Source organism: Acidovorax facilis, from assembly GCF_023913775.1.
Lineage (GTDB): Bacteria > Pseudomonadota > Gammaproteobacteria > Burkholderiales > Burkholderiaceae_C > Acidovorax > Acidovorax facilis.
On record NZ_JAMXAX010000052.1, the window covers coordinates 25,151 to 35,668 of the forward strand.

Below are 10,518 nucleotides of genomic sequence, written 5' to 3' on the forward strand. Positions count from 1 at the left end.
CCGCGCTATCATGCCGTTAGGCGGAGCGGCTCAACCCCGTACTGGTCAGGCGCAGACGCCGACGCTATCTCCTTGGGTGGGTGCCACTGGCCGATCTGCAGTGGACTGATGAGTAGGCGTCTTGTTAGACGCCGCAAAAGTATGCAAGCACTCCTCCAGATTCTCCAGCCCATGTCAGGCGCCTTGCCAACCTTGCTGCTGGCGCTGCCACTTGCTGCAGTCGCTTCTGCCGTTTTCTTTCTGCTGCGGCGCGACAGGAGTGCATTTCTCTGGGCGCTTGCGCTGGTAGCCTGCCTAGGCGTCTCGCTCCTGTGCGCAGTTGGATTCGCCTTCTTTGTTGGCGCCTCCGCACGGCATGGAGGTCCCCAAGGCATGTCCTTCGCGCTGGCGGCGAAGGCCCTCATGGAGACGGTGTTCGATGTAAAGAAAATTTCGCGCCCGGTTTCAAGCCCCATCGCGCAGGTGGCCTATCTCATTGCATTGCTTTCCCACGTCTTACTCGCCGTTGTTTGGCTGTTCCATGTTGTGCGACGCAGAGGTCGCCAATGACTTGGCAAATGACGCCTAACCCTTGGGCCTCACCCGCATGAAGATCGTCTTAGCCCTTGGAATGCAATTGCTGACGCTTCTGGCGGTCGCGTGGCCCATCGTGTGGGCGATACATCTGATCAAACTCGCAACCCGCCGCTTGTGGTCCAGCTTTGCACTGTCTAGCACCCTGATCGTGCCCTACCTGGCTGCCATGGGCGCATACGCCGCGCTCTTCGCCGGTGGTCACAACGGTCCGGCTGATTGGACACTTCACGTGGTACTTTTGGGTTCCGGCGTAACGGTGGTTGCGCTCTGGCTACTGCTTGTGGTGTCGATCTCGCGGAACCGATCGCAGGCCAAGTGAAGACCATGCCTCTCAAGCCGTATCGGAAAATGGGTGGTGGCGCTGCCGCGGCGGTGCTTCTGACGCCCACCCTTGCGAACGCCAATCTTTCGCATGTAAGCGGTGGTGGCGCCTTGCTGCTATCGGTTTTTGTGCTGGCCGCAGTTGCCGGTATTCCAACGTTTGCTGCCATCACTGCGGAGCGCGGGAAGAGGCTCGCCAACTTTGCGCTGGTACTGGGTGTCTGGATTTTTCTCATTTTTCTTGCGATCGGTATTCCCACCGGAAAGTACGGAGGCGACAGTGATTCGGCCATCACGAAGCGGATCCTGTTTGCGGCTGCTGCCCTGTTGGCTGCCATCGTGGCGCGATGCCTGTATCGCCGATTGGCGAAGAAGGTCCGCGCTTTGGGCGGGACCACTGGCAAGGAATCCTAAGGTCATGCGAATACAAGAACGCCTTTCTGCGAGCTTTGCATCCCAGGGTTTCGTCAAGCTCTGCTCCCTGCGATTGGGGTGACGCGCCCCAGCCCACCAAGGTCTGACCTGGTTTGCGCCTGACCTGCCTGTGGCACCATGCTCCGATGCGAAAAGACGAACACACCGTGGCGCTCGTGGGCGCCAGCCGCAGTGCCTTGGTGCGCGCCGCCACGCGCCTTCTAGGCCCGGCCGATGCTGAAGACGCGGTGCAGGACGCCTATGTGCGCGCGCTGGAGGTCAATGCCTCTGCGCTCAATGCTGCCCAGGCCTGGCTGCTGACAGTGGTGCGCAATCTGGCCATCGACCGTTTGCGGCGGCGCCAGTGGATGGCGCAATGGCTGACTGAAGCCGTGCAGAGCGCGCACGCCGATGTCGCTGGCGCGGTCGCACCCTCTGCGGAAGCCGATGCGGCTCTTGCGCAGCAGGCCACGATCGCGCTGCGGCGACTGGCTGAGTGTGTGACGCCCGCGGAGGGCGCTGCGGTGCTGTTGCATGCGGTGTTCGACGCCAGCCATACCGAGCTGGCGCAGGCCAGCGGTCGGTCTGAAGCAGCCAGCCGCCAGCAACTGCGCCGCGCCTTGCAGCGGCTGCGGCAAGCGCAGGAGGGCGACGGATCCAGCCATGAACCCACGGGCGCCAACGCCGCAGTGCTGCGCCTGTACCTGCAGTCGCTGCAATCGCGAGACCCACAGACACTGTGGGCGCTGCTACGCCAGCCGCCCGTCAGCGCGGGGGCGGCGCATGCCGCCGCCCAGGCGATGCAGCTTGTGCCACCGCGTGCCCAGCACGCAAGCACCACTGTGGGTGGGGTGGTGCAGGTAGGCGGGCAGTTGGGGCTGGTGCTCACGCTCGATGGTGTGACGCTGTGCGTGGTGCCGCTGGGGCCACACGCCGAGCAAGTGCATGACGCCGTGGTGGCCTGACCCGCGCACCTGCAGCTGCAACTGGTAGGAAGAAGGCAAGTCGGAAGGACGTTTGCAGCACCATGATCCAGCAGCCCGCACCCACCTTCTTTGCCACCCCGCAGGCGTTCCGCGATTGGCTGGAGAGCCACGCCGCCAGCGCGACGGAGCTGCTGGTGGGTTTTCACAAGGTGGGCTCGGGCCGCCCCAGCATGGGCTGGTCGGAGTCGGTGGACGAAGCCCTGTGCTTTGGCTGGATCGATGGCATCCGGCGGCGCATCGACGAGCACACGTATTCGATCCGCTTTACCCCGCGCAAGCCGTCGTCCATCTGGAGCGCGGTCAACATCGCCAAGGTGGAGCAGTTGCAGGCGGCAGGCCGCATGACGCCTGCGGGGCTCGCGGCCTTTGCCCACCGCAAGGCGCACAAGTCGGCCATCTATTCCCACGAGCAGGCGGCAGTGGTCGAGCTGCCGGCGTCGCTGCAGCGCGCCTTCCAGCGCAACAAGGCCGCGTGGCGGTTCTTTCAGGAGTCCACGCCACCCAGCTATCGCAAGAGCATGCTGCACTGGGTCGCATCCGCCAAGCGCGATGCGACCCGCGAGGCACGGTTTGCGGAGTTGGTGGCCGCCTGCGCTGCGGGTGAGCGCATTGAGCTGTGGGCCAAGCGGCCATCGGCCGCAAAATCTTAGGCCCTGCACCCAAGCCCAAGCCCGAGCTACCCGCTGGATTGCCGCGCTTGCCGTAAGCTCGCGGCATGCAACAAAGAAACCTTGGACCTTTCTCCGTCTCGGCCATCGGCCTGGGCTGCATGAACCTGTCGCACGCCTATGGCGCGCCGGTGTCTGCCGAGCAGGGCGAGCGCGTGCTGCTGGCTGCGCTTGATGCGGGCGTGACGCTGTTCGACACGGCCACGCTCTATGGCTTTGGAGCCAACGAAAACCTGGTGGGCCGTGTGTTGAAGCAGCACCGCAGCCGCTTCACGCTGGCCAGCAAATGCGGCATGCAGGGCGTGGATGTGGCGGGTGACGGCAAGCTGGTGCGCGTGATCGACGGGCGGCCCGATACGCTGCGAAAGACCTGCGAAGACAGCCTACGCCGCCTGCAGACCGATGTGATCGACCTGTATTACCTGCACCGCTGGGACAAGAGCGTGCCGATTGAGGAAAGCGTGGGCGCCCTGGGCGAGCTGGTGCGGCGCGGGCACATTCGCACTGTGGGTCTCTCCGAGGTGTCAGCTGCCACGCTGCGCCGCGCGCATGCCGAGTTCCGGATCACGGCGGTGCAGACCGAGTATTCGCTGTGGACGCGCAACCCCGAGATTGCCGTGCTGGACGCCTGCCGAGAATTGGGCGTGGCCTTTGTGGCGTTCAGCCCGGTGGCACGGGGTTTCTTGTGTGGCGGCTTGACCGATGTGAGCACGCTGGACGCCAAGGACATCCGCCGTGCCATGCCGCGTTTTGCACCCGAGGCGTATGCGGCCAACCTGAAGCTGCTCGATGGCTACCAGGCGATTGCACGCGATGTGGGCTGCACACCCGCCCAGCTGGCCCTGGCGTGGCTGCTGCACCAAGGCGAGCACATCATCCCCATCCCAGGAACCACGAACGTGGAGCATCTGCACGACGACCTGGGTGCCGTGAACGTGCGACTGGATGCGGCCACCATGGAGCGTCTGGGCGCGCTGATCAATGAGCGCACGGTGGTGGGCAATCGCTACAACGCCCAGAGCGCGAGCGAAGTGGATACCGAAACGTTTGAAGACCGCGCGGCGTAAGCGGCGCGGTCTTTGAAGCGTTTATTGATATAGGCCGCAGAAACCGGCGTGGCTCAAGCCAGTGGCCGCCGCGCCATGGCCGCCAAGCCGCACGGGCGGCGCTTCGTTAGCGTGCGATGGCGGCGTCCCCCTGCCCGCAACGCGCAGCGATGCGAGAGCGGAGGGAAGGCGCGTGGCGCCTCAGGGGGCGCTTTACCTGCCGCGCAGGTTGCCCTTGTCATCGGCGATCACGATCTCCACGCGGCGATTCATCGCACGGCCTTCGGGCGACGCGTTGTCGGCCACGGGGTGGGCCTTGCCGTAGCCGCGTGCGGTGATGCGGCTGGTGTCCACACCGCGCTGCACCAGCGCGTCGCGCACGGCTTGGGCGCGTCGGTCTGACAGGTCCTGGTTGTAGCTGTCGCTACCCACGCTGTCGGTGTAGCCCTCGATCAGCAGTTTGCGGTCCGGGAACTGTTTGAGGAAGTTGGCCAGCTTGTCCAGGCGCGGGCCAGCCTGGGCGGAGAGCTCGGCCTTGTTGAAGGCAAACAGCACATCGCCCAGAGTGACCAGCAGGCCGCGTTCGGTTTGTTGGGCTTCGAGTTCGCGCAGTTGTGCTTCGAGGGCGCGCACACGGTCTTGTGCGGCGTTGGCCTGGGCCATGGCGGCCGTGGCCTGGGCCTGCTGTTGGGCTGCACGTTGCTCTGCGCTCATCGCCTGTTGTTGGGCTTGCTGGGCGCGCAGGCGGGCTGCGTCAGCCTCTTGGGTGCGGGCCTGCAGGCGGATGCGGTCGGCTTCGCTGCCCGCTTGCTGGATGTTGGCATCGAGCTGGCGCGCGCGGGCCGCATTGGTGGCGATCTCGGCGCGTTGGCGGGCGATGTATGCCAAGTGGTTGGTCTCGGACGTGTCGCGGTCATCGGCCCACACGCGGTCGGCCTTGGCGAGTGCGTCGGTGGCTTGCTTCAGTTCGAGCTGCGCGTACTGGTTGACGGCCGGGTCTCCTGCAGCGGTGCTCACTGCGGTACGGGCCTCTTCCAGCGCGGGCGATGGGGTGGTGCTGGCGCAGGCGGCCAACAGGCCTACGGCAATCAGGCTGGTGCACAGGGCGGTGGTTCGGTGAAAAAAGCGATGCATGGTCAGGTGTTCCTTGAAATGGGGGGAGGTCAATCGCGGGGCCTCAACGGTGTTGGGCGTGAGTCGAAGCCAGGTTGGGCGCTAGGGCTTCAACGTCTGGCGCTGGCCTAGCGCGGCGATCGGCGGTTGATTTCTTCTTGCAGCGCTCGGATGCCGTCTTGCACTTGCGTCAGGTTGGCGGCATTGCTGGCGGCGTCGGCGCGGGTTTCGGCCACGCGGGCATCTACCTCGGCCTCAGCGGCCAGGCGGCGCGCGGCCACATAGTCCTTTTCAGCCATGGCTTTTTCGGCCTGCATGAGCTTCTCGCGCGCTTGTTGCAACTGCACGGGGGCGCTGGTGGCCACAGCCGGGGCAGCCGCAACGCGGTTCACGGTGGTGCGGCTCACGGCCATTTGCTCGGTGGGTGCGGGGGTGGAGGAACAGGCGGCCAGTGCGCCCAGTGCGAGTGCCGCTGTGGCGGTGCGGATCAGTGCGGATGAATGCATGGTGTGGTGGACTCCTGTGGAGGTTGTGGGATGTGCCGCACCGAGGTTTCGGGCGGGCAGCCAGCGGTGTTCTGGTGTTGATGCATTGTTGGGGCCCGCGCAGTACCGGGGCGTAGGCCCTGCCTCTGTATTGCTGTGGGGCATGTCTTACGAACACTTGCAAACGGGCGCAGACCAGCGGCGCTTTGGCCGTTGCCTGATCAACTGCGGAACTCTGACTTCCACGGGGTCTCGATCAAGGACGTTGCGCACCTCAGCGCTCCAATGCGGGGCTGAAGCGCCCTGCATGGCCGAGGTCACGGGTCGACCCCGTGTATCAGTCCCGCCCCCGCGCGCCCCATCCCGTCACTGCACCACGAAGAGGAGAGTCCCCGCATGCAGCCATCCACCTTTATGACCTGGGTCCAGGAGACCACCTTTGCCGGCGTGCCGCTGTGGAGCCTGTGCGTGGCCCTGGCAGCCACCACGGCCACCTATGCAGCCATCCTTGTGGTGCTTCACCTGCTGACCCGCCGCGCCAAGGTGTGGGCCACGCAGTCGCACAGCGGCATGGCGCTGACCATGGTGGATGTGCTGGAAGGCACCAGCCGCACGCTGATGCTGGTGGTGGCTCTGCTCGTGGGCGCGAGCCTGCTGGACCTGCCCGGCCGCTGGGAGAGCCGCCTGAGCCAGCTGTGGTTTGTGGCCGTGGCGCTGCAGATGGGCCTGTGGGGCATGCGTGCCATTGGCATTGGTGTGCGCCGCTATGTGGAGCGGCACTCGTCCAGTGGCATGACGCAGGTCAGTGCCTCGGCCACGCTGATGTCCTGGGGGCTGCGCACGCTGTTGTGGAGCGTGGTGCTGCTGGCCATCTTGTCGAATGTGGGCGTGAACATCACGGCCTTTATCGCCAGCCTGGGCGTGGGCGGCATTGCGGTGGCGCTGGCGGTGCAAAACATCTTGGGAGACCTGTTTGCCTCGCTCGCCATCGCGGTGGACAAGCCGTTTGAGGTGGGCGACTTCATCGTGGTGGGCAATGTGTCAGGCACGGTGCAGGTGATTGGTCTCAAGACCACACGCATCCGCAGCCTGCAGGGCGAGCAGATCGTGATGTCCAACACCGACCTGCTCAAGCAGACCATCAGCAACTTTCGCATGCTGGAGCGGCGGCGCATCGTGTTCACGTTTGGCGTGGCCTATGACACCACCCCCGAGCAGGCTGAGGCCATTCCGGGTGTGGTGCGCAAGCTCATCGAAGCCCAGCCGCAGCTGCGTTTTGACCGCGCGCATTTCAAGGCTTTTGGCGCCAGTTCGCTCGACTACGAGGTGGTCTATATCGTCGAAGACCCGGCCTTCAACGTGTACATGGACCTGCAGCAGTCCATCAACCTCGGGCTGCTGCGCGAGTTCAAGGCCATGGGGGTGGAGTTTGCTTTCCCCACCCGCACGGTGCACATCGCAAGTGCTCCAGGGCAGGTGCCGGGGCCTGCGCCGCTGGCTATGGCGGCCTCAGCAGCGGCAGCTCTTGGGGGTGGTGACCGTTGAATGCCAGGTGGTCCGTACCTGCTATGCGCGGAGGGCGGGCAAAAAAAAGCCGGTGGCCTTGGCAGGCGACCGGCTTGAACAGGGTAGTTGCTACTAGCGCTTCTTCATCTTCAAAGGGAAAACTTTTCAAGACACGCGCAAACAGGGAGGCGTCCGCCGTTGCGTTCTAAGACCAAGCATGGCGCCTGATCCCCTTTTGCGCAAGTCGTACTTACTTGGATACCACGCGCACCATTTCCAGGCACTTGTTCGAGTAGCCCCATTCGTTGTCGTACCAGCTCACGACCTTCACGAAGGTGCCGTCCAGGGCAATGCCAGCGTCGGCATCAAAGATCGAGGTGCGGGTGTCGCCACGGAAGTCGGTGGCCACCACCTTGTCTTCGGTGTAGCCCAGAACGCCCTTCAGGGCGCCTTCGGACTGGGCCTTCATCTCGGCCTTGATTTCTTCGTAGGTGGCAGCCTTGTCCAGTTCCACCGTCAGGTCCACCACCGACACGTCGGAGGTGGGCACGCGGAAGGACATGCCGGTCAGCTTCTTGTTCAGCGCAGGGATCACCACGCCCACCGCCTTGGCAGCACCGGTGCTGGAGGGGATGATGTTTTCCAGAATGCCGCGGCCGCCGCGCCAGTCCTTGTTCGAAGGGCCGTCCACGGTCTTTTGCGTGGCGGTGGCTGCGTGCACGGTGGTCATCAGGCCGCGCTTGATGCCCCACTTGTCGTTCAGCACCTTGGCCACGGGGGCCAGGCAGTTGGTGGTGCACGATGCGTTGGAGATGATGGCCTGGCCCGCGTAGGTGTCGTGGTTCACGCCGAACACGAACATGGGGGTGTCGTCCTTGGAGGGGGCCGACAGGATGACCTTCTTGGCACCAGCGTCCAGGTGCTTCTGCGCGGTGACCTTGTCCAGGAACAGGCCGGTGGATTCGATCACCACGTCGGCGCCGACTTCGTTCCACTTCAGGTTGGCGGGGTCGCGCTCTTGCGTCAGGCGGATCTTCTTGCCATTGACGACCAGGGTGTTGCCCTCGACCGAGACTTCGCCCTTGAAGCGGCCATGCACCGAGTCGTACTGCAGCATGTACGCGAGGTACTCGGGCTCCAGAAGGTCGTTGATGCCCACGACTTCGATGTCGCTGAAGTTCTGGATGGCCGAGCGCAGCACGTTGCGGCCGATGCGGCCGAAGCCGTTGATACCAATCTTGATCGTCATAGGGAGCCTCTTCAAAGTTGCAAAGTCGAAATCGGGAATCTGCCGCCGCGCGCCCGCTGGCAGCGGGGCACAGCGGGCAGGAGAAGTTTTAGCGGGCCTTCTTGGCGGGCTTCAGACGTGCCGCGCCGATGGCGACCAGCACCGCATCGGCCACGTTTTCTTCGGTGAAACCGAAGTGCTTGAACAGCACGGGCGCAGGGGCCGATTCACCGTAGGTGTCGATGCCCACCACGGCAGCGCAGCCGTATTTCCACCAGCCGTCGGTCACGCCCATTTCCACGGCCACGCGGGGCACGCCGGCGGGCAGCACGCTGCTCTTGTACTTGGCGTCTTCACGGTCGAAGGTGGTGGTGCTGGGCATGGAGACCACGCGCACGCCGATCTTCTTGTCGGCCAGCAGGCGCTGGGCCTTGAGGGCCAGTTGTACTTCAGACCCGGTGGCGATGATCACGGCCACGGGCTTCTTCTTGATGCCCACGTCGGCGGGCTCGCTCAGCACGTAGGCGCCGCGCGAGATGTCGCCCAGGTCGCGCTTGGGCGCATAGGGCAGGTTCTGGCGCGACAGGGCCAGCACGGTGGGCTTGTTGCGGTTGGACAGGGCCACGCTCCAGGCCACGGCGGTTTCGGCCGTGTCACCGGGGCGCCAGACGTCCAGGTTGGGGATCAGGCGCAGGCTGGCCACGTGCTCGATGGACTGGTGCGTGGGGCCGTCTTCACCGAGACCAATGGAGTCGTGCGTGAACACGTGGATCACGCGCTGCTTCATCAGCGCGGCCATGCGGATGGCGTTGCGGCTGTAGTCGCTGAACGTGAGGAAGGTGCCGCCGTAGGGGATGAAGCCACCGTGCAACGCCACGCCGTTCATGATGGCGGCCATGCCGAATTCGCGCACACCGTAGTTGATGTGGCGGCCACCGACCTTGTCGCCATTCGCGGCTTCGGTCTTGACCACGTTGCCCTGCATGTCAAAGCGCAGGTTGGGCGTGCTCTTGGTGTTGGTGAGGTTGGAGCCGGTCAGGTCGGCGCTGCCACCCAGCAGTTCGGGCAGGGCGGCGGTGAAGGCTTCCAGCGCCAGCTGGCTGGCCTTGCGGCTGGCCACGGTTTCGCCCTTGGTGTGGGCGGCCACCACGGTGTCCACGGCCACCTGGGCAAAGTTGGCGGGCAGGTCGCCGTTCATGCGGCGCGTCAGCTCGGCAGCCAGCTCGGGGAAGGCGGCGGTGTAGGCGGCAAAACGCTCGTTCCAGGCGGCCTCAAAAGCTTGGCCGTTGGCCTTGCAGTCCCAGCTGGCGTACACGTCTTCGGGGATCACGAAGGGTTCGCTGGCCCAGCCCAGGGCTTCGCGGGTCAGCGCGATTTCTTCGGCGCCGAGCGGTTCGCCGTGGGCCTTGGCGGTGTTGGCGCGGTTGGGGCTGCCCTTGCCGATGTGCGTCTTGCACACGATCAGGGTGGGGCGCTCGGTCTGCTTCTTGGCTTCTTCGATGGCGGCGGCCACCTTGTCAGCATCGTGGCCGTCGATGGGGCCGATCACGTTCCAGCCGCTGGCCACAAAACGCAGGGGGGTGTTGTCGGCAAACCAGGGAGCGACCTGGCCATCGATGCTGATGCCGTTGTCGTCGTACAGGGCGATCAGCTTGTTGAGCTTCCAGGCGCCTGCCAGAGACACGGCTTCGTGGCTGATACCTTCCATCAGGCAGCCGTCGCCCAGGAAGGCGTAGGTGTGGTGGTCCACCACGGCATGGCCTTCGCGGTTGAACTCGGCGGCCAGCAGCTTTTCGGCCAGCGCAAAGCCCACGGCATTGGTGATGCCCTGGCCCAGGGGGCCGGTGGTGGTCTCGACGCCCGCGGTGTAGCCCACTTCAGGGTGGCCGGGCGTCTTGCTGTGCAGCTGGCGGAAGTTCTTCAGCTCGCCAATCGGCAGGTCGTAGCCCGTGAGGTGTAGCAGCGCGTACAGCAGCATCGAGCCGTGGCCGTTGGACAGCACAAACCGGTCGCGGTCAAACCACTGGGGGTTGGTGGGGTTGTGCTTGAGGTGGCGGCTCCACAGCGCCACGGCCATGTCGGCCATGCCCATGGGGGCGCCGGGGTGGCCGGAGTTGGCTTGTTGAACGGCGTCCATGGCCAATGCGCGGATCGCATTTGCCATCTGTTGGGATT

Annotated in this window: 11 protein-coding genes; 7 read left to right on the forward strand and 4 right to left on the reverse strand. The window is 64.9% G+C overall.

What is annotated here, in order from left to right; genetic code table 11:
* Window positions 1–141 precede the first annotated feature (141 nt).
* The 6 genes from NFX52_RS15545 to NFX52_RS15570 all read left to right on the forward strand — a co-directional run bounded on the left by NFX52_RS15545 (window position 142) and on the right by NFX52_RS15570 (window position 4,032).
* Entirely contained in the window at window positions 142–549 is a 408-nt protein-coding gene (locus NFX52_RS15545; protein ID WP_055398474.1) for a hypothetical protein, read from the forward strand.
* 37 nt (window positions 550–586) lie between these two features.
* Window positions 587–895, forward strand: a complete 309-nt coding sequence (locus NFX52_RS15550; protein ID WP_055398473.1) for a hypothetical protein — start codon at window positions 587–589, stop codon at window positions 893–895.
* A gap of 5 nt (window positions 896–900) precedes the next feature.
* Window positions 901–1,311 (forward strand): hypothetical protein, encoded by a 411-nt coding sequence (locus NFX52_RS15555; protein WP_156358736.1) that lies wholly within the window; start codon window positions 901–903, stop codon window positions 1,309–1,311.
* Between the two features lie 146 nt (window positions 1,312–1,457).
* Window positions 1,458–2,276: a sigma-70 family RNA polymerase sigma factor gene (locus NFX52_RS15560; RefSeq protein WP_055398471.1), complete on the forward strand. Its 819-nt coding sequence runs from the start codon at window positions 1,458–1,460 to the stop codon at window positions 2,274–2,276.
* Window positions 2,277–2,338: 62 nt separating this feature from the next.
* Window positions 2,339–2,947 (forward strand): YdeI/OmpD-associated family protein, encoded by a 609-nt coding sequence (locus NFX52_RS15565; RefSeq protein ID WP_055398470.1) that lies wholly within the window; start codon window positions 2,339–2,341, stop codon window positions 2,945–2,947.
* Window positions 2,948–3,012: 65 nt separating this feature from the next.
* Window positions 3,013–4,032: an aldo/keto reductase gene (locus NFX52_RS15570; protein WP_055398469.1), complete on the forward strand. Its 1,020-nt coding sequence runs from the start codon at window positions 3,013–3,015 to the stop codon at window positions 4,030–4,032.
* 192 nt (window positions 4,033–4,224) lie between these two features.
* On the opposite strand, the gene NFX52_RS15575 is transcribed toward NFX52_RS15570, so the two are convergent.
* Entirely contained in the window at window positions 4,225–5,145 is a 921-nt protein-coding gene (locus NFX52_RS15575; protein ID WP_055398498.1) for an OmpA family protein, read from the reverse strand.
* Window positions 5,146–5,252: 107 nt separating this feature from the next.
* A complete protein-coding gene (locus NFX52_RS15580; protein WP_055398468.1) occupies window positions 5,253–5,630 on the reverse strand; it encodes a DUF4398 domain-containing protein in 378 nt (125 codons plus the stop codon).
* 375 nt (window positions 5,631–6,005) lie between these two features.
* On the opposite strand from NFX52_RS15580, the gene NFX52_RS15585 reads away from it, so the two are divergent.
* Complete coding sequence (locus tag NFX52_RS15585) at window positions 6,006–7,154, forward strand: mechanosensitive ion channel family protein (RefSeq protein ID WP_055398467.1); 1,149 nt, start codon at window positions 6,006–6,008, stop codon at window positions 7,152–7,154.
* A 211-nt stretch (window positions 7,155–7,365) separates the two neighbouring features.
* Here the strand turns inward: NFX52_RS15585 and gap are convergent, their stop codons facing one another.
* Together gap and tkt are read right to left on the reverse strand one after the other, a co-directional pair.
* Entirely contained in the window at window positions 7,366–8,364 is a 999-nt protein-coding gene (gene gap / locus NFX52_RS15590; protein WP_055398466.1) for a type I glyceraldehyde-3-phosphate dehydrogenase, read from the reverse strand.
* Between the two features lie 88 nt (window positions 8,365–8,452).
* Window positions 8,453–10,518 (reverse strand): transketolase (tkt, locus tag NFX52_RS15595; protein ID WP_252635715.1); only part of this gene is annotated, 2,066 nt, incomplete at its 5' end.

Excerpts from the sequence above, each read along its gene's own strand:
- NFX52_RS15545 (WP_055398474.1), top strand. The coding sequence starts at position 142 with ATGCAAGCACTCCTCCAGATTCTCCAGCCCATGTCAGGCGCCTTGCCA.
- NFX52_RS15550 (WP_055398473.1), top strand. The coding sequence starts at position 587 with ATGAAGATCGTCTTAGCCCTTGGAATGCAATTGCTGACGCTTCTGGCG.
- NFX52_RS15555 (WP_156358736.1), top strand. The coding sequence starts at position 901 with ATGCCTCTCAAGCCGTATCGGAAAATGGGTGGTGGCGCTGCCGCGGCG.
- NFX52_RS15560 (WP_055398471.1), top strand. The coding sequence starts at position 1,458 with ATGCGAAAAGACGAACACACCGTGGCGCTCGTGGGCGCCAGCCGCAGT.
- NFX52_RS15565 (WP_055398470.1), top strand. The coding sequence starts at position 2,339 with ATGATCCAGCAGCCCGCACCCACCTTCTTTGCCACCCCGCAGGCGTTC.
- NFX52_RS15570 (WP_055398469.1), top strand. The coding sequence starts at position 3,013 with ATGCAACAAAGAAACCTTGGACCTTTCTCCGTCTCGGCCATCGGCCTG.
- NFX52_RS15575 (WP_055398498.1), bottom strand. The coding sequence starts at position 5,145 with ATGCATCGCTTTTTTCACCGAACCACCGCCCTGTGCACCAGCCTGATT.
- NFX52_RS15580 (WP_055398468.1), bottom strand. The coding sequence starts at position 5,630 with ATGCATTCATCCGCACTGATCCGCACCGCCACAGCGGCACTCGCACTG.
- NFX52_RS15585 (WP_055398467.1), top strand. The coding sequence starts at position 6,006 with ATGCAGCCATCCACCTTTATGACCTGGGTCCAGGAGACCACCTTTGCC.
- gap (WP_055398466.1), bottom strand. The coding sequence starts at position 8,364 with ATGACGATCAAGATTGGTATCAACGGCTTCGGCCGCATCGGCCGCAAC.